Annotated in this window: 21 protein-coding genes; 7 read left to right on the top strand and 14 right to left on the bottom strand. The window is 71.6% G+C overall.

Annotated features, from left to right (window positions below; genetic code table 11):
* Positions 1–71 precede the first annotated feature (71 nt).
* Entirely contained in the window at positions 72–1,295 is a 1,224-nt protein-coding gene (locus OG747_RS46695; protein WP_405876714.1) for a macrolide family glycosyltransferase, read from the top strand.
* A gap of 82 nt (positions 1,296–1,377) precedes the next feature.
* On the opposite strand, the gene rfbH is transcribed toward OG747_RS46695, so the two are convergent.
* Complete coding sequence (gene rfbH / locus OG747_RS46700; protein WP_405876712.1) at positions 1,378–2,679, bottom strand: lipopolysaccharide biosynthesis protein RfbH; 1,302 nt, start codon at positions 2,677–2,679, stop codon at positions 1,378–1,380.
* Positions 2,680–2,975: 296 nt separating this feature from the next.
* Between rfbH and OG747_RS46705 the strand changes: the two genes are divergently transcribed.
* Positions 2,976–4,340: an acyltransferase gene (locus OG747_RS46705; protein WP_405876710.1), complete on the top strand. Its 1,365-nt coding sequence runs from the start codon at positions 2,976–2,978 to the stop codon at positions 4,338–4,340.
* An 85-nt stretch (positions 4,341–4,425) separates the two neighbouring features.
* Here OG747_RS46705 and metK read toward each other — a convergent pair whose 3' ends face one another.
* The 12 genes from metK to OG747_RS46765 all read right to left on the bottom strand — a co-directional run bounded on the left by metK (position 4,426) and on the right by OG747_RS46765 (position 14,946).
* A complete protein-coding gene (metK, locus tag OG747_RS46710) occupies positions 4,426–5,646 on the bottom strand; it encodes a methionine adenosyltransferase (RefSeq protein ID WP_405876708.1) in 1,221 nt (406 codons plus the stop codon).
* A gap of 40 nt (positions 5,647–5,686) precedes the next feature.
* Positions 5,687–6,394: a nucleosidase gene (locus tag OG747_RS46715; protein ID WP_405876706.1), complete on the bottom strand. Its 708-nt coding sequence runs from the start codon at positions 6,392–6,394 to the stop codon at positions 5,687–5,689.
* Positions 6,395–6,420: 26 nt separating this feature from the next.
* Complete coding sequence (locus OG747_RS46720) at positions 6,421–6,771, bottom strand: DoxX family protein (RefSeq protein WP_405876704.1); 351 nt, start codon at positions 6,769–6,771, stop codon at positions 6,421–6,423.
* Positions 6,772–6,953: 182 nt separating this feature from the next.
* Positions 6,954–7,112 carry a hypothetical protein gene (locus OG747_RS46725; protein WP_405876702.1) on the bottom strand — a complete coding sequence of 53 codons (159 nt, stop codon included), beginning with the start codon at positions 7,110–7,112 and terminating at the stop codon, positions 6,954–6,956.
* A gap of 104 nt (positions 7,113–7,216) precedes the next feature.
* On the bottom strand, positions 7,217–7,936 hold the full coding sequence (locus tag OG747_RS46730) for a transglutaminase family protein (protein ID WP_405876700.1): 720 nt from the start codon (positions 7,934–7,936) through the stop codon (positions 7,217–7,219).
* Positions 7,937–7,979: 43 nt separating this feature from the next.
* Positions 7,980–9,140 carry an acyl-CoA dehydrogenase family protein gene (locus OG747_RS46735; RefSeq protein ID WP_405876698.1) on the bottom strand — a complete coding sequence of 387 codons (1,161 nt, stop codon included), beginning with the start codon at positions 9,138–9,140 and terminating at the stop codon, positions 7,980–7,982.
* 19 nt (positions 9,141–9,159) lie between these two features.
* Positions 9,160–9,537, bottom strand: a complete 378-nt coding sequence (locus tag OG747_RS46740; protein ID WP_405876696.1) for an ectoine synthase — start codon at positions 9,535–9,537, stop codon at positions 9,160–9,162.
* 93 nt (positions 9,538–9,630) lie between these two features.
* Positions 9,631–9,891, bottom strand: coding sequence for an acyl carrier protein (locus OG747_RS46745; RefSeq protein WP_405876694.1), 261 nt, complete (start codon positions 9,889–9,891; stop codon positions 9,631–9,633).
* Entirely contained in the window at positions 9,888–11,339 is a 1,452-nt protein-coding gene (locus OG747_RS46750; RefSeq protein ID WP_405876692.1) for an AMP-binding protein, read from the bottom strand. Before OG747_RS46750 ends, OG747_RS46745 begins: the two co-directional genes overlap by 4 nt.
* 324 nt (positions 11,340–11,663) lie before the next feature.
* Positions 11,664–12,368 carry a LuxR C-terminal-related transcriptional regulator gene (locus OG747_RS46755; RefSeq protein WP_405876690.1) on the bottom strand — a complete coding sequence of 235 codons (705 nt, stop codon included), beginning with the start codon at positions 12,366–12,368 and terminating at the stop codon, positions 11,664–11,666.
* 148 nt (positions 12,369–12,516) lie between these two features.
* Entirely contained in the window at positions 12,517–13,527 is a 1,011-nt protein-coding gene (locus OG747_RS46760; RefSeq protein WP_405876688.1) for a DMT family transporter, read from the bottom strand.
* Positions 13,528–13,581: 54 nt separating this feature from the next.
* Positions 13,582–14,946, bottom strand: coding sequence for a TrpB-like pyridoxal phosphate-dependent enzyme (locus tag OG747_RS46765; RefSeq protein WP_405876686.1), 1,365 nt, complete (start codon positions 14,944–14,946; stop codon positions 13,582–13,584).
* Positions 14,947–15,366: 420 nt separating this feature from the next.
* Between OG747_RS46765 and OG747_RS46770 the strand changes: the two genes are divergently transcribed.
* Positions 15,367–15,858, top strand: a complete 492-nt coding sequence (locus OG747_RS46770) for a GNAT family N-acetyltransferase (protein WP_405876684.1) — start codon at positions 15,367–15,369, stop codon at positions 15,856–15,858.
* A gap of 288 nt (positions 15,859–16,146) precedes the next feature.
* Here the strand turns inward: OG747_RS46770 and OG747_RS46775 are convergent, their stop codons facing one another.
* Entirely contained in the window at positions 16,147–16,605 is a 459-nt protein-coding gene (locus tag OG747_RS46775) for a hypothetical protein (RefSeq protein ID WP_405876682.1), read from the bottom strand.
* Between the two features lie 514 nt (positions 16,606–17,119).
* Here OG747_RS46775 and OG747_RS46780 point away from each other — a divergent pair.
* Genes OG747_RS46780 through OG747_RS46795 form a run of 4 tightly spaced genes read left to right on the top strand, consistent with a single transcriptional unit; the run spans position 17,120 to position 21,899 of the window.
* Positions 17,120–17,815 (top strand): dTMP kinase, encoded by a 696-nt coding sequence (locus tag OG747_RS46780; protein ID WP_405876680.1) that lies wholly within the window; start codon positions 17,120–17,122, stop codon positions 17,813–17,815.
* On the top strand, positions 17,802–19,565 hold the full coding sequence (locus tag OG747_RS46785) for a GH3 auxin-responsive promoter family protein (RefSeq protein WP_405876678.1): 1,764 nt from the start codon (positions 17,802–17,804) through the stop codon (positions 19,563–19,565). Before OG747_RS46780 ends, OG747_RS46785 begins: the two co-directional genes overlap by 14 nt.
* Positions 19,562–20,455, top strand: coding sequence for a class I SAM-dependent methyltransferase (locus tag OG747_RS46790; protein ID WP_405876676.1), 894 nt, complete (start codon positions 19,562–19,564; stop codon positions 20,453–20,455). Before OG747_RS46785 ends, OG747_RS46790 begins: the two co-directional genes overlap by 4 nt.
* 1 nt (position 20,456) lies before the next feature.
* Positions 20,457–21,899, top strand: a complete 1,443-nt coding sequence (locus tag OG747_RS46795; protein ID WP_405876674.1) for an NAD(P)/FAD-dependent oxidoreductase — start codon at positions 20,457–20,459, stop codon at positions 21,897–21,899.

A 21,899-nucleotide genomic window follows, 5' to 3' on the forward strand; every position in this document is an offset into this window, starting at 1 on the left:
CCACGTCGTTCTCCCCGGTGCCGCCGCGAGCGCACAGCCCAAGGCCACCGCCGCATTCGAAGGAACAGCCGATGCCGTACCGCACCGAAGCACGCCCGCTCCACTGCGCCGTCCTGCCCTTCGCGGACTTCGGGCACGTCGCTCCGAGCCTCGGCCTCGCCCGCGAGCTCATCGCACGCGGCCACCGCGTGACCTACGTCGTGGACGAGCGGTTCGCCGCGCCGGTCGAGGAAGCGGGCGCCCGCGCCGTCACCTACACCTCCGCGCGCGGCGACTTCTACCGTGCCGCCGACCCGAGCCCCGGCCAACTGGCGAGGGACGGCTACGAGCTGATGGTGGACACCGTGCGCACCGTCTTCCCCGCGGCCCTGTCCGCCCTTGCCCCCGACGCCCCGGACCTGGTGCTGTACGACTTCGAGAACGTGGCCGCCGGACGGGTGGCCGCCCGGGTCCTGGACGCGGTGTCGGTACAGCTCTTCCCGAGCCACGCGGCGAACGAGACCTTCTCCCTGCGCGCCCAGATGTGGGACCCGCAGGACCCCGTCATGCGCAAGGGCGCGGAGCTCGTCATCGGCTTCATGGGCGAACACGGCATCGGCCTGGAGGAGATGGGCCGCTACGGCACCGAGTGGGACGAGCACAACCTTGTCTTCCTGCCCCGCGCCTTCCAGATCGAGGGCGACACCTTCGACGACCGCTTCGCGTTCGTGGGCCCCATGGTCACCGAGGCCGGCCCCGGCCTCTGGTCGCCGCCGGCGGACGGCCGCCGTACCGCGCTGGTGTCCCTGGGCACCGAGTCCGGCGACCGCGGCGACTTCTTCCGTATCTGCGCCGAGGCGTTCGACCCGGCCGCCTGGCACGTCGTCATGACGCTCGGGCGCGGCGCCGACCGCGCACAGCTGGAGCCCCTGCCGGCACATGTCGAGGTCCACGAGTGGCTGCCCCATCCGGCCGTGCTGCCGCACGCCGACGTCGTCGTCTGCCACGCCGGCATGGGCAGCCTCATGGAGGCCCTGTACTTCGCCGTGCCCGTGGTGGCGATCCCGCGCGCCCACGAACTCGACCTCAGCGGCCGGCGGCTTCAGGAGTGCGGCGTCGGGCGCACGCTGTCCCGGGCGGACCTGGACGCCGGCGTCCTCGCGGGCGCCGTGACCGAGCTGCTGGCCGACCCCGAAACCCCCGGGAGCCTGGCGCGGATGCGGGCCGCCGTCCACGGCGCCGGCGGCGCGGCGCGCGCCGCCGACCTTCTCCAGACCTGGGCCGCGGCGCGCCCGCACAGCCCGGTCCCCGCCTGACCGGCCGGGGACGGGCGTCCCGGCCCGAGCGGGCCGGGACACGGCCGAGCGCACCACGGTCCGCCGGGGCGCGAACACGGTTTCAGTGGGGCAGGGTGACGAACTCGCTCACCGTCGCGATGCTGTGGTCGATCATCTCGTCCGTGAGGCCCGGGTAGACGCCGATCCAGAACGTGCGCTCGGTGGTGATGTCGCTGTTGGTCAGCGGACCGCTGACCCTGAACTCCCGCTGCGCGTAGGCCGGGTGGCGCGTGAGGTTGCCGGCGAAGAAGCGGCGGGTGGCCACCTTGCTGTATTCCAGGTGGTCGATGAGCGCGTGCGGCGCGAACGGGGCGCCCGGGCTGACGGTGATCGCGAAACCGAACCAGCTGGGATCGCTTCCCGGCGTCGCCTGCGGCAGCATCAGGTGCGGCAGACCGTCCAGACCCTCCCGCAGCCGCGCCCAGTTGTGGCGCCTGGCCCGGCCGAAGTCGTCGATGTGCGAGAGCTGCTGCAGGCCGAGCGCCGCCTGCACGTCGGTCGACTTCAGGTTGTAGCCCACGTGGGAGAAGATGTACTTGTGGTCGTAGCCGGCCGGCAGCGTCCCCATCTGCTGCTCGAACCGCTTGAAGCAGCGGTTGTCCTCGCCGGGCTCGCACCAGCAGTCGCGGCCCCAGTCGCGCATGGACTCCACGATGCGCGCCAGCGCCAGGTTGTCGGTGAGGACCACACCGCCCTCGCCCATCGTGATGTGGTGGGCCGGGTAGAAGCTCTCGGTCGCCAGGTCGCCGAACGTACCGGTCTTGCGGCCTTTGTAGGTGCTGCCCAGCGCGTCGCAGTTGTCCTCGATGAGGAACAGGCCGCGGTCCTCGGCGATCTGCGCGATCTCCTCGACCGCGAACGGGTTGCCCAGGGCGTGCGCCACCATGATCGCCCGCGTGCGGGGGCCGATCGCCTGCTCGATCCGCTCCGGCGTCGGGTTGTACGTGCCGATCTCGATGTCGGTGAAGACCGGCACGAGACCGTTCTGGATGATCGGGTTGACGGTCGTCGGGAAGCCGGCCGCCACGGTGACGACCTCGTCGCCGGGCACCAGGCGGCTGTCCTCCAGCTGCGGCGAGGTGAGTGAGCTGAGCGCCAGCAGGTTCGCCGACGAGCCGGAGTTCGTCAGGTGCGCCTTGCGCAGACCGAAGTACCTGGCCAGCGCGCGTTCCAGCTTGCGGGAGCTGGGCCCCGCGGCGATCCGCAGGTCCAGGGCCGCCTCGACCAGCGCGACGCGGTCCTCCTCGTCGAGGACGGCACCGGAGGCCATGACGGGCGTGACACCGGGGACGAATCCCGATGCGGCGCCGTTGCGGTGGTACTCGCGTACCAGGTCGAGGATCTCTTTCTTGTCATTGCCCATCGGCTGGTGGCCTCCTGTGTCTGCCGGCGGGGACGGGAGCCGTCACCTCGGCGGCAGGAAGTGCGAGTGGGTCCCCGCGCCCGGATCTGCCGGTCGGGATGCCCAGCCCAGCACGTGGCGCACCGGTGTGCCCAGCACTGCCGGACAAGTCCAGGGGATCCACCAAAACCGCTCCCGCCCGCAGCCGCCCGGCCCGCACGGAGCCGGTTGTCTAGGGGTTTCCTCGCTTCGGACGAGGAACGCTGGGAGTGCCCGGGCAACTGCCGTGCCCCGTCAGCCGATCTCAGTGAGGCAGGATGAACCTCCGCTCAGCGTCCCCCCGGACACACCGCCACACCGTCACCGTGCGGGCCGGTGAGGCGACCGGCGAGCGGGTGCGGCTGGGTGTCTACGACCTCATGACCGGTACGTTCGCGACCCTGCGCACCTTCTACTACCGCCAGGCCCTGGACGCCGAGGCCCTCCGGGCGTCCCTCGCCGCGACCCTGGCGCACTATCCGCTCCTGACGGGGCGGCTGGTGCGGGACGCCGACCGCGGGCTCAGCGTCGTCTGCAACGACGCGGGTGCCTTGTTCACCGAGAGCCACTGCGACCGGCCCATGCCCGAGTACGGACCCGACCGGTCGGCCAAGCCGGACCTGCGCTCCTACATCCACGGGGTCAACCCCTTCCGGATTGTCGGGCACGACACGCCGCTGCTGACCGTGCGGATCACCCACATGCGCGGCGGCGGTTCGGTCCTGGGCATCGCGATCAACCACAGCATCGTCGACGGCTCGGGCTATCTCGACTTCCTCCGGCACTGGTCGAGCGTCCACCACGGCCTGGAGCACCGCGCGGCACCGTACGCGCGCACCCTCCTCGACGGCGTGGCCGACGGCGCCGCCCCCGGGACCCAGGAGCACAGCACCCAGTACGTCCTGGTGCCCGGCCGGAAGAAGTTCGGCTTCATCTGGCGCGTCAACACCCGCTCGCGCCGCGTGCGCACCATCACCCTGCGCTTCGCCGCCGACGAGGTGCGCGCACTCAAGGAACACGCCCTCGCCGGGCTCGCCGGCCGGGGCCTTGTGCCCTCCACCGGTGACGCCCTGAGCGCCCACCTGTGGAAGGTGCTCGCCGAACTGCGGGCCCGGCCCGACCACAGCATCGAGCGGCTCGGGATGGTCGTGGGCCTGCGCTCCGTACTGCGCGAGAGGATCCCCGACGGATTCTGGGGCAACGCCGTCACGAACGTCACCCCGGCGCTGCCGGCGGGAGACCTGCGCGGCGCTCCCCTTTCCGACACCGTCGCGGCCGTGCGCGAGGCCGTCAGCAGCGTCACCGTGGACCGTGTGCGCGACGAGGTCGCCTTCCTGGAGGCCCAGCGCCGCGCCCGCCGCGCCCACCGCGTCCTGAGCCGTATGAGCCTGGACGCCTTCGAGGGGACCATCGCGCTGAACAACGTCAGCCGGCTGCCCGTCTACGAGATCGACCTCGGCGCGGGCCGGCCGTTCTGGTTCGAGTACCCCGCCAGCACCGTCCCGTGGACGCTCCTGGTCACTCCCACGCCCGTGGCCGACGGCAGCCGCGACGTGCACTTCAGCGTCCCGCGCGAGATCGCGGAGGCGCTCGTCACGCCGGAGTGGACCAAACGCCTGCACGCCTACGCGCCCCGCGGCTGAGCGGCGCGATCACCGGGGCCCGGCACCCCCGCGGGGGTGCCGGGCCCCGGTGATCGCGGGGCAGGATCCCGAAGCCGGGGAGGCCCTAGAGACCGACGGCCGTGCGCAGGGCGTCGACGCGGTCGGTGCGCTCCCACGTGAAGTCGGGCAGCTCGCGGCCGAAGTGGCCGTAGGCGGCGGTCTGGGAGTAGATCGGGCGCAGCAGGTCGAGGTCGCGGATGATCGCGGCCGGGCGCAGGTCGAAGACCTCGGCGATGGCGGTCTCGATCTTCTCGGCGTCGACCTTGGCGGTGCCGAAGGTCTCCACGAACAGGCCGACCGGCTGGGCCTTGCCGATGGCGTAGGCGACCTGGACCTCGCAGCGCGAGGCAAGACCCGCGGCGACGACGTTCTTGGCGACCCAGCGCATCGCGTAGGCCGCCGAACGGTCGACCTTGGAGGGGTCCTTGCCGGAGAAGGCGCCGCCGCCGTGGCGGGCCATGCCCCCGTACGTGTCGATGATGATCTTGCGGCCGGTCAGGCCGGCGTCGCCCATCGGGCCGCCGATCTCGAAGCGGCCGGTGGGGTTGACCAGCAGGCGGTAGCCCTCGGTCTCCAGCTTGATGCCGTCGTCCAGCAGCGCCTTCAGCTCCGGCTCCACCACGAACTCCCGGATGTCCGGGGCCAGCAGGGAGTCCAGGTCGATGTCCGAGGCGTGCTGGGAGGAGACGACGACCGTGTCCAGGCGGACCGCCTGGTCGCCGTCGTACTCGATGGTGACCTGCGTCTTGCCGTCGGGCCGCAGATAGGGAACCGTCCCGTTCTTGCGGACCTTCGACAGCCGGTGGGACAGCCGGTGCGCCAGCGAGATCGGCAGCGGCATCAGCTCCGGCGTCTCGTCCGTCGCGTAACCGAACATCAGGCCCTGGTCACCGGCACCCTGCCGGTCCAGGTCGTCGCTCTGCCCGCCCGCGGCATCCCCGCTCCGGTTCTCGTACGCCGAGTCGACACCCTGGGCGATGTCCGGGGACTGCGCACCGATCGACACGGACACCGCGCAGGACAGGCCGTCGAAGCCCTTCGCGGAGGAGTCGTAGCCGATCTCCAGGATCTTTTCGCGCACGAGCTGGGCGATCGGCACATAGGCCTTGGTGGTGACCTCGCCGGCCACATGCACCAGGCCGGTGGTGATCAGCGTCTCCACGGCGACCCGGGACGTGGGGTCCTCGCGCAGCAGCGCGTCGAGAATGGTGTCGCTGATCTGGTCGGCGATCTTGTCGGGGTGGCCCTCGGTCACGGACTCCGAGGTGAACAGGCGATGAGACACAACGCTCCCTGGGGGTGCGGCGGCTGCCGGCGACGAGGTCTTACGAGGCTTGGGGCGCGGGCAGCGGGTGGACGGTGGACGGAACGGTTGTGCGCGGACGGGCAGCGGACGCCCGCCTGCGCAGCCGCGGGCGGCGCGGGGCGAGGTGGTCCTCGACCCAGGCGGCAAGGATCTCGGCGGCGTGGTCCACGGCCTCGGGCCAGGCGGTGCGGGCGCCCTCGTCGGCCTGGTCGCTCACGAACTTGACGAGCCGTACGGGGATACCGAGGCGCTGTGCCACGGCCGCGACGGCGTACCCCTCCATGTCGACGAGGTCGGCCTCGCGGGCCAGCCGCTCGCGGACGGCCGGGTCCGTGACGAAGGTGTCCCCGGTCGCCAGGGTCGGCCCGGGGCCCGCGGCCACGGTGAGGGGAGCGCCGTAGACGCGGCCGCTGATCTGGTGCAGGAGGGCCGTGTCGAGGTCGTGCTGGAGGACCCGGGAGACCTCGTGCAGGCCCAGGAGGTTCTCCTTCAGCGCCCCGGCCGTGCCCAGGTTGACGATCTCGCAGGGCCGCTCGCTCCGGGACAGGGTGAGGGCGAGGGCCGCCGTCGCGTTGACCTTCCCCATCCCGGTGATGAGGACGGGCAGGCGGCCGTCGAGGTGGGCCGTCTCCTCCTCGACGGCCGCGACGACCAGCGGCCGGCCGGACCGGATCTCGCCGAGGAGACGCAGGGGGGAGTCGTGGTCGGTGACCGGGGCAGTGGACACGGCGCTTCCTGTCTTTCGCAGTCGTCTCAAGCGGTGCTGAGCGCGAGAAGTCCCGCGATCACAGCGGCCAGCAGAAGGGCCGCCGGGGCCGGCGTGCCCTTGTAGTCCCCGGCGCGCCCGTGGAAGACCAGCGCTCCGGCGAAGTACAGCACCACGCCCCCCGCGGCCGCGACGCCCAGCGGGCGCCAGGCGAAGCCGGCGCACAGACCGACGGCTCCGGCCATCTCCAGCAGGGCCAGCCGGGGCAGCCAGCCGTCCGGCACACCGGCCGCACGCAGACTGGCAACCGTCCTTTCCTGCCGGGTGAGTTTGGCCCAGGCCGAGCCGATGAGGCCGAGGGACAGGACGACGGTGAGCGTGATGTAGTTGCCGGTCATGACACTCCAGTGCGGGATGTGGTGGGGGAGCGGTTCCTCCCCACGACCCCGGCGCACCACCGTGCGGGCGGGGGGAGACAGCGCTGACTCGCACGCCGCCCGGGACACCGCGGAACGGAACCCGGCCAGGCCCGGTGCGTGCTCTGGCATCCCATGCTCGCCCCCGCCGGACCAGGAGTTCCCTAGAGTTCCCGCGCCTTCTTGCCGCTGCCGTCCGGGAGCCGGCGGGCCCCGCCGCGGTGGCGGCCCTGCGGCGGGTACGCGAAGGCGCCACCGCCCCCGTGGGATCGGTGGGGACCGGTCACCGGGACGTCGTTGTCCACGGTGACCGGACGCATCACGTCCGCCGGCCTCCGGTCAGCCGACCGGTCCGTCGTGCGGTGGGCCGTCCGGTGCGGCGCGCCCGGGAAGGGGGGAACCGGGGCGGGCCGCACCGGACGCCGTCTCAGGCCGTCGCGGTCGCGGCCTCGTCGGACAGCGAGCCGGCGACGGTGGTGTGGGCACTCGCGAACAGCAGCGGGTGCGCCTGCCGGATCCCGCCGACCACCAGGTCGTAGGGGACGTCGTCGAAGGTGCCGTGTTCGTGGATGAACTCCATGTGCTGCCGGCCCGTCTCGTCGAACGGGTGGTACAGGCTGTCGGTCCGGCCGTCGAAGTCCAGCGGCTTGATCTTGTAGAGCCGGCAGAGCAGTTTGTTGAAGACCGGGGTCGCCTTCACCCAGGTGTTGTCGAGGTGAACAGACGTCAGGCTGTGGAAGCGGAAGACGTCTCCGCCGACCAGCTCCCGCAGCCGCGGCGAGGCGAGGTGGTTGCGCACATCGCCGTAGTAGACCCGGCTGGGGATGCCCACGGCGCGCAGGGCGGCCGCGTACAGGATGGACTTGTGGACGCAGAACCCGAAGCCCTTCTCCAGCACGCCGGTCGCGCTCAGGCCGTGCCGGGTCAGGTCCGCGCCGTACACCTCGTAGCTGATGCCGTCCCGGACGGCGTAGTAGAGGGCGATGGCCTTCTGGGTGTCGGTGTCGGTGTCGGCCGCGCCGGAGAGGGTCTTGTCGACGAACGCGCGGACGGCCGGCGACTCGTGGTCCAGGAACTCGGTCGCGGCCAGCGTGGCCGGTGCGGCGGCGGTGGCCGCGGGGTCGGCGGCACCGGTGTTCTCTGCCATGTTCTCGGGATTCCTTCCAGGTCCAGGGCGGGGCTGGGCGGGTCTAGGCGGTTTTGGCCGGACGGTTGAGACCCATCAGGGTGGCCAGGCGCTGGCGCTGGATCTCCGAGGTGCCGGAGTAGATCCGCCCGCCGACCGCGTCCCGCAGGTCCTTCTCGACCCCGTACTCGCTGACGTAGCCGTAACCGCCGAAGACCTGGACCGCGTTCAGCGCGGAGCGCACGTTGGCCTCGCTCACCACCAGCTTGGTCATCGCGACGTCAGCGGAGACGTCGGCCTTGGACTGCAGCTTCTCGGCGGTGTCGTAGATCCACTTCTGCGAGGTCTCCAGGTCGATCCGCATCTCGACGATCATGTTGGCGACCGACTGGTTCGAGCCGATGGCCGCGCCGAACTGGGTACGGGTGCGGGCGTACTCCACGCACCGCTCCAGCCGTCGGCGCATCTCCCCGACGATGATCCCGAAGCCGCACAGGATCTCCCACTTCATGACGTGGTCGAGGATGAGGAACCCGGCGCCCCGGCCGCCGATCACATGGTCCCGGGGCACCCGGACGCCGTCCAGGAAGACCTCGGCCAGCGGCGAGGTGCGCAGGCCCATCTTCGGGATGGGACGGCCGACCGACACTCCCGGCGAGTCCCGGCGCACCAGGAAGACGGTGATCCCGGCGAGATCCCCCGGGGCGCCGGTACGGGCGTAGACGACGAGCAGGTCGGCGATGGAGCCGTTGCTGATGAACGCCTTGCTTCCGTTGAGGACGAAGTCGTCGCCGTCCAGGACGGCGGTGGTGCGCATCCCCATCACGTCCGAACCGCCGGAGGGTTCGGTGATGGCATGCGCGCCGATCATCGTGCCGGCGCAGATCTCCGGCAGGTAGCGGGCCTTCAGCGCCGACGAACCGAATCGCTGGAGCGGGACACCGGTGCTCACCATGTGGGTGGACACCGAGAAGTTCAGTCCGGAGTCCTGGCACCCGTAGCCGAGCTGTTCCAGCACATGGACGGTGGTCAGCAGGTCCTTGCCGAGCCCCCCGTGCTGTGGGTCGAACGGCAGCGCGAACAGGCCGATGTCCTTGAGCCGTTGCCAGCCGTCCCGGTCGAAGGTGCCGGTCGGGTCGCGTTCGAGGTGGTCGGCGCCGAGCTTCGCGGCGACGGCGCCGATCGCCGCACGCAGTTCCTGCTGTTCCTCGCTCCAGCGAATCATGGCGGTGGACTTCCGATCCTCAGTACTGGGAGAAGGCGTCCTGGCTCAGCGTGTGGCTCTCGTCGCCCCTCAGCGGCGGGTTGAAGACGCTGACCAGTTCCAGGTCCTCGTCGGGGGAGGCGATCAGGAAGTGGGCGTCGTGCTCGTCGAGGGCGTACAGCACACCGGGGTACAGGTCCTGCCCGAGGCTGCCGTCGGCGGCCTCGACGCGGCCCGAGCCGGAGATGCAGTAGCACGCCTCCAGATGGCGCCGGTACTGCAGCCTCGACTTCGTGCCCGCCCGGACGACGGTGTGGCAGATGCCGAAGCCCATGTTGTCCGCCTCGACCAGCAGCCGGTGGCTCGGGCCGCTGCCCCATTCGACCGGCGTGACCTGCGACTTCTCACGAATGAACATGTTCTTGTTTCTTTCTCCTGGGTGGGGATGGCGGTGAGGATGATGGGAGGAGCTGGGGAGTGGGGGAAATGGGCGAGTGGGGGAGCTGGGGGGCTACTCGGGGGCGGTGGTGCCCGCGAAGCGCTGGACGGCCTTCTCGATGGCCGAGACGGACCGGAAGTCGTCCGGGGAGATCTCCAGGTCCTCGAACGGGATGCCGGTCCGGTCGCTCAGCCACCCGATCAGCCGCAGCAGGTCCAGGCTGCTGATCACCCCGTTCGCCAGCAGGTCGTAGGACGGGTCCAGTTCCGAGGCGGGGGTGCCGGGCAGGTACTCCGCCGCGATGTGCGCGGTGATGTCGTGTTTGACGGTCATTCGATCTTCTCCATGAGGAGGCGACGGCTCACCTTGCCGGTGGGTCCGATCGGCAGCGGGTCGGTCATCAGGTGGAAGGCGGCGGGAATGGCCGCCCGGTTGACCTTGGCGGCGCAGTAGCTGCGCAGCTGCAGTCCGGTCACCGCGTCGTCGCTCCGCCGGACGAACGCGTGCAGTGCGTTTCCCGCGGCGGGGTGCGGCACGGCCACCACGGCCGCCTCGGCGACGCCTTCATGGCTCTGCAGGACCCGCTCGACCTCCTCCGGGTTGATCCGCACGCCGCGGACCTTGACCTGCAGGTCGGTGCGGCCCACCAGGGCCAGTTCACCGCTGCCGGAGCGGGCGACCACGTCGCCGGTGCGGTACCAGGTGCGGTCGCCGCGGACGGTGAACTTCTCCTCCGCCCCGCTCTCGCCGAGGTATCCGGAGCTCTGGAACGGTGTCGAGACGAGGAGTTCGCCGGTGCCGGCGCCCCGCAGGACCTCGCCGCCGGCCAGTACCTCGACCAGGACACCCGGCAGCGGGCTCCCCAGCGGCAGCACGTCCCGGTCGGCCGCCTCGCCGGCGGTGAAGGTGTGCAGCATGCTGTCGTTCGTCTCGGTGCAGCCGTACACGTTGTGAAACCGCGCCGCCGGGAAGAGCCCGGACAGCCCGGCCCTGACCGACCGGTGCACGTGGTCACCGGTCAGCAGCACGTCGCGCACACTCGGGAAGTCGGACCCGGCGTTCGACTCGGTCAGCAGGCGGAAGAACATCGGCACCGCCTGCACGACGTGCGGCCGGGTGGCGGCCAGCAGCCCGAGCAGATACGCCGGATCCACGAACCGGTCGTGGTCCACCGGTACGACCGTGCCGCCGTGCCGCAGCGTCGCCCAGATGTCCAGCAGGGTGAGGTCGAAGTTGAGCGGGGCGAAGTTGAGCACCCGCACCCCGGCGGCGAGCGAGAACGCGCTCCCCGCCCAGGAGGTGAAGGCGTCGACGCCGTCGCCGCCCAGCGGAACGAGCTTGGGGGTGCCGGTGGAGCCGGAGGTGGTGAGCAGCAGGCTGGTGTCCGGCGGCAGCAGCGGGGCCGCCCCCGGCCCGCCGGGGGCCGGACGGTGCGTCAGAGCGCCGTCGGCGAGACCCAGTACGGCCTGGCAGCCGCTGCGCCCGACCAGATCGGCCAGGAGTTGCGGGCCGAGATCCGTGGAGGCGAGCAGCAGGGGCCGTCCGGCGTGCATACAGGCCAGCACGGTGGCGATCGCCGCAGGTGACTTGGCCGCCTGGAGCGCGAGCGGCCGGCGGGTGTCGGGATACCGGGCGGCCAGTTCCGCGCCGATCCGGTCCGCCGTTTTGGCCAGTTCGGCGTACGTGACGACCTGGTCCCCCGCGCCGCCGAGCACCAGTGCCCCAGCGTCCGGGCTCTGCTGCGCACGCGCTATGACGTCCCCTGCCAGCGATCTGGACATAGCTCCCCATTGATCGAGCATCGGAGGACCTACGTTTTTGTGTCCACCGACCGGATGAACCGTCATGAACAGTCTGTAGCCCAAGTCCTGTGAATTTCTTCGGACCAGCGGCGGGGTTTGGTACCCGTTCCTTGGACCTGTATTCCGGGACACCGACCGTTAATTCACGACAGGCGTTCGAGGGGAATTGCTGCTGTCGCCGCGGTCCGGGAAAACGAAAAGCCCCGCCGGGGCGGTGCGGGCCGGAAAGCAATTCCCGGCCCGCACCGCCCCGGCGGGGCCCGTGACAACGTTGTTCGAGAAGTTCTCCGGCCGTCAGAACCGCTAGAAGGCTCCGCCCTGCCGGCCGGAGAGAACACCTTGGTCCCATGCCCAGACAATCGCCTGGGCGCGATTGCGCACGCCGAGCTTGCGCAGCAGATTGGACACGTGGAATTTCACGGTCTTCTCACTCAGCACCAGGGCCCGGGCGACCTCGTTGTTGGACATGCCCGCCGCGATCAGATCGAAGATCTCCCGTTCCCGTGACGTCAGGGTCGACACCCGGGGCGGGGCGGCCTGCGCGGGGACGCGCCGCACCAGGAGGTCCACGAGCCGGCGGGTGAGCGGCGGGGGAAGGACGGCGTGGCCGGCCGAGGCCGCCCGGATCGCGGCGGCGATCTCGCTCAGCGCCGCGTCGTGCGGCACGAGCCCGTCCGCCCCGGCCCACAGGTACTCCAGCGCGGCGTCGTCCACGCCCTGGCCGATGAGCACGACCACCGCGATCCTGCGGGAGGTGTGCCCGAGGACCGCACGCAGTATGTCGACGGTCTCCCAGCCGGGATCGGAGTCGTCGATCAGCACGACCTGCGGCTCCGTGGCGTCCAGCAGACGCAGCAACTGCGCACGGGAGCCGGCCTCCCCGGCCGCCTCCAGCTCCGGCTCCCCGGCCAGGACCGTGCGCAGTGCCGTGACGAGCAGCGGCCGGCCGGCCAGGACGGCGACCCGGATCGAGCGTGTGGCGGGATCGGCTGCGGGCATCTGTGACATCAACATCAACCTCCATACTTCCGAAAGGGGGCGCCCAGGCGCCTCCGCCTTCCGGGAGAGCTCCGGCGAAGCCCCCTCCACGGCATCCGGACCGGTGTCACCGACGGCCGGGGTGCGCCGTCATGGAGGTGCCCGATGACGCGTCGGCTCAGGGGGCGCGGCCGGCCTCACCCGCGGGTCCTGCCTCCGCGATCCCCACGGTCCCCAAGGCGGTCGCGGCCGTCGTGGCCGTCGCGAGCACCGGCTCGGGCCCGGGAACGGCCGGGCCCCGCCGCCACCGCAACCGCGCCGTTCGCAGCTGGTTCTCGCCGAGCAGGATGCTCACCACGATCAGCACCCCGCCGATGGGCACGTTCCAGTTGATGGTCTCGCCGAGGAAGACCGCGCTGATGAGCAGACTGATGAACGGGACAAGGTAGTTGACCGCGGAGGCGCCGACCGCCCCGATGTCGGCGATGAGCCGGTTGTAGAGCACATAGGCGAGCCCGGTGCCGAACACCCCCAGCAGCACGATGCTGACGGAGACCGACCAGGTGAACGACGGGGTACGCCAGCCCAGAAACGGCAGCAGCGCCGCCTGGATGACCATCGCGACCAGCGTCTGCGCGCCGGCCGAGGCCGTCGGGGGGATGCCCCGGTCGGAGAGGAACTTGCGCACGAACACCGCGTGAGCGGCGTAGATCCCGGCGACCGCCAGGCAGGCCAGCTCGCCGCCCACGGTGCCCGTCGCGCCCTTCCACGGCGCGATGACCAGGACGATTCCCGCGAAGCCGAGCGCAAGCCCCGCACTGCGGCGCGTTGTTGCCCGCTCACTGCGCAGCTGCACGGTGGCCAGCGCCAGCGTCAGCAGCGGAGTGGCGCCGGTGAGCACACCGGCCATGGCGGCACTGGTGTGCTGCTCGCCCCAGGCGAGGAGAAGGAACGGGGCGACCATGCCCAGAACGGTCGTGATGGTGATGTGCACCCAGACGAATCCGAACGGTGGCAGCCTGACCCCGGTCGCCAGGCCGATGGCGACCAGGACCACCGACCCGAGGACCAGTCTGGCCAGCACCAGCTGGCCCGGGTTCAGCCCTTCGCCGGAGACCTTGATCAGGGGATAACTGGAACCCCAGATGATCCCCAGGGCCACGAACTGCAGGGCGCTGAGACGCTTCACGGGATCGACCCGTCCCTTCTGTCGAACTCACGGTTCCCGGCGCGGCGCGCCGCGTCAGCCGTTCACCAGCTTGGGAATGCTGTCCAGTCCCAGTTCGAGGGCGCTGGGGTCGATGCTGTCATCGGCGAGGGAGCCGGCCAGATAACGGTCGTAGGCGCTCAGGTCGAAGTTCCCGTGACCGGACAGGCCGAACAGGATGGTCTGGCCCACACCCTCCTCACGGCACCGGATCGCCTCGTTGATCGCGCCGCGGATCGCGTGGGTCGACTCGGGGGCCGGCACGATGCCCTCACTGCGGGCGAACAGCACACCGGCCTCGAAGCAGTCGCGCTGGCGCACCGCGACCGCCTCCATCAGCCCCTCCTCCACGACCCGGCTGACCAGCGGGGCGATGTTGTGCGCCCGCAGGCCGCCGGCGTGCACGGACGGCGGCACGAACTGGTGGCCCAGCGTGTGGGTGCGGGTCAGCGAGGTGAGCCCGGCGGTGTCCGAGTAGTCGTAGGCGATCCGGCCCTGGGTGAGCGTCGGGCAGGCGGCCGGCTCGACGGCGATCAGCCGGACGCTGGGCCCGCCGTGGAGCTGGGACCGCAGGAACGGGAACGCCAGGCCGCCCAGGTTGCTGCCGCCGCCGGCGCAGCCGACCACGATGTCCGGATAGTCCCCGGCCATCTCCATCTGCAGGATGGCCTCCTGGCCGATCACCGTCTGGTGCGCGCACACGTGGTTGAGCGCGCTGCCGCGGGTGTAGCCCCAGCGCGGGTCGGAGAAGGCGACCTGCAGCGCCTCCGACTTGGCGATGCCCAGGCTTCCCGGGTGGTCCGGGTTCTCCTTGAGGACCGCCCGCCCGGCCTCGGTCTCCATGCTCGGGCTCGGCGTGCAGCTCGCGCCGAAGGTCTCCATCAGCGCCCGGCGGTACGGCTTCTGCTGGAAGCTCACGTTGACCATGAACACCTTGGCGTCCATGCCGAACAGGGCCGCCGCGAAGGCGATCGCGCTGCCCCACTGCCCCGCGCCGGTCTCGGCGATCAGGCCGGTGCGGCCCGCCCGCTTGTTGTAGTAGGCCTGCGGGATGGCGGTGTTCGGCTTGAAGCTGCCGGTCGGTGCCACACCCTCGTACTTGAAGTAGATCCGCGCCGGCGTGTCCAGGGCCTGCTCCAGGCCGCGGGCGCGCAGCAGCGGTGCCGGCCGCCAGCGGGCGTAGAACTGCCGTACCTCTTCGGGGATCTCGAACTCGGCCTCCCTGCTCAGTTCCTGGTCGACCAGCGCCTCCGGCATGGTGCGGGTCATCTCGTCACGAGTGACCGGCTTACCGGTCGCCGGGCTCAACACCGGCGCCACATAGTCGAGGTCGGCGGCGATGTTGTACCAGGTCTCAGGAATGTCCCGGGCGCTGAGCTCGAACCGTACCGGCTCTATCATGGCTGCCTCTCTGCGCGTTGAATCGTTCTATCGGCCACCGCGACGGTCGGGCTGGCCTCCAGACAACGCATTCTGGCCACCGGACACACCGACTGGATACCTCGCCCGACAGGTCGTAGGGAAAACAATGGAAAATCCAGAGAATGCCGGACGGCGGCCGCCGGGGCCTTCTTTTCCCTGCCGGGAATTGGTACGCACGAACCACACCACCGGCCTCTCTCTTTACCCTCCCCACTCTCCCGCGGGAAGTCCCAGACGCCGAAGACTGGACATTCCACCAGTTCCCCTCCGGCCGGACGGATGGCATCTGCATACGTGTGCGAACCTCAGCCCGCAGGGCCGCCGGACGCCGTTCGGCCTGTGCACCGGCGCACCTGGTGCACCTGGTGCACCGAACGACTGGATCAGGGGATGGCAGACATGATTCGCCCAGTTACCGCCGAAGACGTCACACTGCTCCACACCATGGTCCACGGGATGGCCGAGGACGAGGAGGCGACACCGCAGATCAGCACCGACGAGGACGAACTGCGCCGCGCTCTGTTCGGCCCCGACCCGGTGGCCTTCGCCCACTTCGCCGTCGACGACGAGACCGGCGAGATCGTCGGCTACACCCTGTGGTGCCTCGTCTACAGCACCTGGCGCGGCACCGCCATCCACATCGACGACATCTACGTCCGTGAGGACGCGGTCGGGCGCGGCTTCGACACCGCCCTGCTGAGCACGCTGGCCGGCCTGTGCACCGAGCGCGGCTACCGCCACATGCAGTGGTGGGGACGGGTCACCAACGAACCGACCGCCGCCTTCTACCGGTCGCTCGGCGCGGAGATCCCCTCGGTCCAGGGCAAGGAACTGACCGTCTTCCGCCTCTCCGGCAAACCACTGGCAGACCTCGCCCCGCAGACCGTGTGACGTCTCGACGCGGCTGCGGTACCGGCCTGTTGCCTACCCGGGGCGCCACAGCAGAAGCGCGACAACTGCCCGCCCCCGGCCCGACGGCTGTACGGGCTGCGGCCGGCGGGACTGCACCATGACCCCCGTCAGTACGCGACGCCTGTCCCGCGGCATGCACCGTCCCGCGCTGCACCGGGGCGCCCCGCGCGTCTGCTCCGCCCACCCGGCGACAGTCCGCTTGAACCGGCTGCGACCGCCCCGCCCCGGCACGGGGGCGGCGCGGTCGCACGACCGGCCGAGCAGGTACTAGCCGAGCCGCTGAAGGATCCACTGGGGCCCGCCGTCCTGGCTGACGACGGCACGGTAGCCCTGCGTGGTCAGGTAGCCCCACTCGCCCCGGCCGAGGGCGATCGCGACCGGCTCGTCGGCCGGCCCCCGGATCGTCCACCGGTCGGGCTGGCGGCCGCACTCGTCGACCCACACGGGCGGCGGGTAGATGTGGACCGGTGAGAGCGCCAGGCAGCGGCCCCCGCGCGCCTCGACGATCTGGGCCATGCCGTCGTCCTGGTTGCGGATCTCCCACACGGTGGCGGGGTTGCAGGGTTCGAGGCGGCCGCCCAGCGGCCCTTCACCGCCCGCCAGGCACGCTCCGGTGCGTGCGTCACGGATGAAGTAGGCGCCGTCGTCGGCGGCCTGGGCGGGGGTGGCCAGCGCCGCCACGGCAACGGCGGACGCGGCCAGCGACAGGATCGAGCGAATACGCACGGGACTCCTCAAGCGGTAGAGAAACAGGAGGAATGCGCGGGCCGACCGGCCCGCGCTGCCAAGATCCACGCTAGGGGCGCCACGGCGCCCCTGAGCCGGCACGGATGCCAAACCGCCCGTGCGGGGGGGAGCGGAGGCGTGGCAGCCGGCCGCCTGGTGCGCCCGGCGCCGAGCACACAGCGCCGTGGGCGCTGCAGCCGAAGGGGGCCTTTGCCGGGGAAGTCCCTAGACCCGGCCCGGTAGTTGAAGCACGGAATGTGCGCGGGGGGGATAGTGAGGTTCCAGGGACAGATGGTCGCCGCCCCCGCCATTCCGGTGGTGACCACAGTGCTGCCCGCTCGGTGACCGCAGCGCTGCCCGCTCCCACAAGCCGGTACGAAGGAAGGGACGAGCAACCCTCCATGACATTGCCTCGACGCGCATGCCCGGCACCGCTGATGTGTCCGCCGGCATCGGCCCCACTGCCCGCCGGCCGGGGCCCCGGTGCCCCCGGCCACTGTCCGGGGAACAGCCGATGACCCAGGACGCCACCGCCCCCGGCACCCCGCAGCGCCCCCCGTCCACCGAGCCCGCCGCGACACCCCCGTTCTTCGTACTGCTCGGCCCGGACTATGCGGGAAAGTCCTCGGTACTGGCCGAGCTCGCCGACCGCGAAACCGCCTGGCGGATCGTCTCCGCCGACGACGAGTTCCTCGAGCCGGGCCACTCCCTCATCGCCCGGCTCCGCCGCGACCTGGTCGGCGATGTGCTGCGGGGCCTGCACCGGGACTACTCGCCGGACTTCATGGTCACCGTGCTGCAGACGGCCGTGCTCCATCTGCGCGACAGCATCGAGCGCAGCGCGGGCAAAGCGCCGGTCCTGGTGGACTCCTACTACTACAAGATTCTCGCCAAGTGCCGTCTGACCGGGATCGACGAGCACCCGATGTTCGACTGGTGGCGGACCTTCCCGCAGCCGCGCCGGGTGATCTTCCTCGATGTGTCGGCCGAGACCGCCTGGCGGCGCTGCGGGTCCGGCAGCCAGGCGAACCCCCTGGAGTACTACGGCGACCAGCCGCAACAGGCGTTCTTCGCGAGCTTCCAGTCCGATCTGCGCAAGGTCATGCGGGAGGAGGTCCGGCACCTGCCGGTCACCGTCATTAAGGAACGTGACCGTGTCACCCGGACCGCGCAGGAGATACGAGAAGTGATAGCCCGTGAACTCGGCTGACTCGCGGCCCGAGGGGACCGGCCCCGATGACTCGGGGAGCGAGGGGAGCGAGGGGAGCGACCCGAACCGCGTACGCCGCTACCGGGAACGGGTCTTCGGCGAACGCGACGGCCTGCGCGCCGCCCTCGGGGACGCGGCCGGCCACCAGCGCCGGGTCCTGGCCGAGCTGCTGGAACACAACGCGGACACCGCATACGGCCGCGCCCACGGCTTCGGCTCGATCCGGTCGCTGGACGACTTCCGCAAGGCCGTACCGATCAACGACTACGCGGCGCTGGCACCGTGGATCGAGCGGATGGCCGCGGGCGAGAGCAACCTGCTCAGCGCCGACGACCCGGCCGTGTACTTCACCAGCAGCGGCACCACCGGCGCCCACAAGAAGATCCCGGTCACGGCGAGCTTCATGCGCCGGACGTTCTTCCCGTTCTACTACGCCGCCTGGGCCCCGCTGATCGAGCACCACCCCGACGTGCTCGCCCGGCCCGACGCGGTGCTGAACCTCAAGCACGACCCGATCGCCGCCCCGCCGACCACCGCCTCCGGCCATCCCCATGTGGGCGCCAGCCAGGTCGACTTCGGCGCCAGGTTCGGCGAGCCGCTGTCCGCGGAGCCCGGTACCGCGGCGCCGTGGGGCACGCTGCCGGTGCCCGTCGCCCAGGACGATCACCTGGAGAAGACCTATCTGCGGCTGCGGCTGGCGGCGGAGAGCGACGTCCGCTGTGTGATCGGGATCAACCCGGCGATGGTCGCGGCCGTGCCGTACCAGCTGAACCTGTGGTGGCCCCGGCTGGTCAAGGAGATCCGCGACGGAACGCTCGGCGGTGTCCCGCACACCAGCCCCAACCCCGCCCGGGCCGCCGAACTGGAGCGCCTCGCCGACCACTTCGGGACGCTCCGCCCCGCCCACGTCTGGCCGCACATGCGGGCGCTGTTCTGCTGGACCACCGGCATGGCCACGCTCTACCTGCCGCGGCTGCGCGAGGAGTTCGGGGTGGGGGTGGCCGCGCTGCCCGCGCCGGCCGCCGCCTCCGAGGGCCCCACGGCAGTCGCCCTCGACCGGCACGGGTCGGCGGGTTCACTGGTCGTCACCGCCGCGGTCTATGAGTTCCTGGACGCCGAGACCGACGTCCGGCCCGACGCGCCGACCCTGAGCCTCCAGGAGCTGGAGCCGGGCCGCGACTACCACGTGGTGTTCAGCCACATCGGCGGCCTGTACCGCTACGCGGTGGGCGATGTCGTACGAGTCGTCGACCGGGTCGGCGGTGTGCCCAGGGTGGAGTACGCGGGCCGCGGCACCCGCTGCGACGCAGCGGGCGAGCGGCTGCGCGACGCCCAGGTCGTCCGGGCCCTCGCGGCGGCCGCCCGGTCCACCGGACTGGACGTACGCAACGCCGCCTGCCGGGTGAACCCGCCGCCGGACGCCGCGGCGCAGGGCGGCGCGGCGCACTACGAGTTCGCGGTCGCGGCCCACGACGAGTGGAACGCGCTGGAGAGTGACCACTTCGCCGAACTGCTGGACGCCGCGATCGGCCGCGAGTCTCCCGGCTACCGGGCGGCGCGCCGTGCCGGCCGGCTGGGACCACTGACCCTGCGGCGCCTCGACGGCGAGGCCTTCCTGCGCGCCTGGCACACCACCGTCGCCTCCGGAGTCCGGCCGCCACAGGTCAAGGACCGGCTGTTTCGGCAGGACACCGCGCTCTGGGAACAACTGACCGGCGCCCCCGCGACCGGCCGAGGAGGACAGGCATGACCGACACCACGACGGACACCACGACCGACACCACGACCGGGACACTGGACGCCGTCGAGCGCACCGCGCTGCTGACCGCCGCGCTGCGAGCGGCCGAGAGCAGCCGGCCGGACCGGCTCTTCAACGACCCCTACGCCGCCCTCCTGGCCGGCGGCATCGGCCAGGAGCTGCTCGGCGAGATACGCCGGGTCACCTTCCCGAAGGACGCCGAGCGCACCGTGCCCAGCACACCCGACTACAACGCCATCCGCACCCGGTTCTTCGACGACTTCCTCCAGCAGGCGGCCCAGGACGCGGACATGACCCAGATCGTGCTGGCGCCCGCCGGGATGGACTCGCGTGCCCACCGGCTCGACTGGCCCGACCACATCCGCTACTTCGAGGTGGACCGTCCGGCCGTACTGGACTTCAAGCAGGAGCGGCTGCCCGGAATCCGGCCCCGGGTCGCCCACCGCACGGTCCCCGTCGACCTCACCTCACCCGACTGGGAGGACGAGCTGGCGGCCGCCGGCTACGACCCCGGCCTGCCGTCCACCTGGCTGCTGGAGGGACTGCTCTACTACATCCCCGGCGACGACGTCCACCGCATCCTCGACCGGGTGGCCGCCATCATGGCGCCGGGCAGCCTGATCGCCGCCGACATCGTCAACGCCGCCGCGCTCACCCTGCCCTCCATGCGCCCGCTGCTGGAGGTGTTCTCCGGCTGGGGCTGCCCCTGGCTGTTCGGCACCGACGAGCCGGAGGCACTGTTCGACGCCCACGGCTTCACCGTGGAGGCCCTCCAGCCGGGCGATCCGGCCGCCGACTACCACCGATGGCCCGAGCCGGTAGCGCCGCGCGCCGAGGCCGAGGTGAGGCGGGTCTTCTTCGTCCACGGCAGGCGGTACTGAGATGGCGGACGCAGTCGTCGCCGGCGCGAGCATCGCCGGCCTGGCCGCCGCGCTCGCCCTGGCCGGCACGGGACACCGCGTACGGGTGCTGGAACGCTCCGCCCCACCGCCCGACGGCCCCATCGAGCAGGCCGCGAGCAGCTGGCACCGGCCGACCGTGCCGCAGGCGATCCACTCGCACACCCTCACCTCGGTCGGCGTACAGGTGCTGCGCACCCGGGCGCCCCGGGTCCTTCAGGCCGCACTGGCCGCCGGGGCCGAACTCCTCGACCTCACCGAGGCGCTGCCACCGCTGGTCGAGGACCGCACCCGGCAGGTGGACGACGACCAGCTGGCCGCACTCGCCTGCCGCCGAAGCGTCCTGGAACTGGTGCTGTACCGGGCGGTGCGTGCCCTGCCACAGGTGCGGATCGACCACGGGATCACCGTGCGCGGACTGGCCCTGGACCCCTCGCTGCGACGGGTCCGCGCGGTGCTCACCTCCGGCGGCGAGCGGCTGCCGGCCGGCCTGGTCGTCGATGCCACCGGCCGGCGCGCCGACTCCCGCGACTGGCTCGCCGCCGCAGGCGTCCCCCTGGCCGAGGACCTCACCCACCCCAGCGCCATCACCGGCTACAGCCGCCAGTACCGGTTGCGCGGCACAACCCGTCCAGGCCCCCTCAACCGCGGCAACGCGGCCGGCGGGGTGTGGGACCACTACGCCGCCGCCCTGCATCCCGGGGACAACCACACCTTCGCCGTCGCGGTCATGATGCCCCCCGGCGACCGGCAGACGGCGGGACTGCGCGAGGCGGAGGGCTTCACCGCCGCCGCCCGTGCCACCCCCGGCATCGGCGCCTGGCTCGCCCCGTCCGTCGCCGAACCGCTGACCCCGGTGAACATCATCGGCTGCCCGCCCAACCGGCTGTCCGGCCACGCGACCACCCGGCAGCGGCCGGTCGCCGGCCTCTTCCCGGTCGGCGACGCCGCCTGCGTCACCAACCCGCTCTACGGGCGGGGGATGTCGCTCGCCCTGGACCATGCCTTCCGCCTCGCCGACCTGGCGGCCGGCGCCGAGGCGGACTCGGACCTCGGCCACGCCGCCGCCCGCCTCGCCGAAGAACTCTTCACCCCCTGGTACGAGTTCGCGGTCCAGGAGGACCGGCAGCGGGCCGCCCGGTGGAGCGCGGCGACGGGCACCGGACATCCCGCGGCACCGCGGCAGAAGGCCTCCGGCGAGCAGGCCGGACCGAACCAGGTGCAGGCCGCGACGCTGACCGACCCACTGGTCTGGCGCTCGGTCACCCGGGTGCTCATGGGCTTGAGCACACCCGCCGAGGTCTTCGGCGACGACAAGTTCCTCGCCCGAGTGCGGCAGGCACCGCCGCTCGACCCCGCGCTGCTGCCGCCGGCGCCCAGCCGGCACGAACTGGTCCAAGCCGTCAAGACGACGGAAGGAGGGTAG

This window comes from Streptomyces sp. NBC_01384, assembly GCF_045040035.1.
GTDB lineage: Bacteria > Actinomycetota > Actinomycetes > Streptomycetales > Streptomycetaceae > Streptomyces.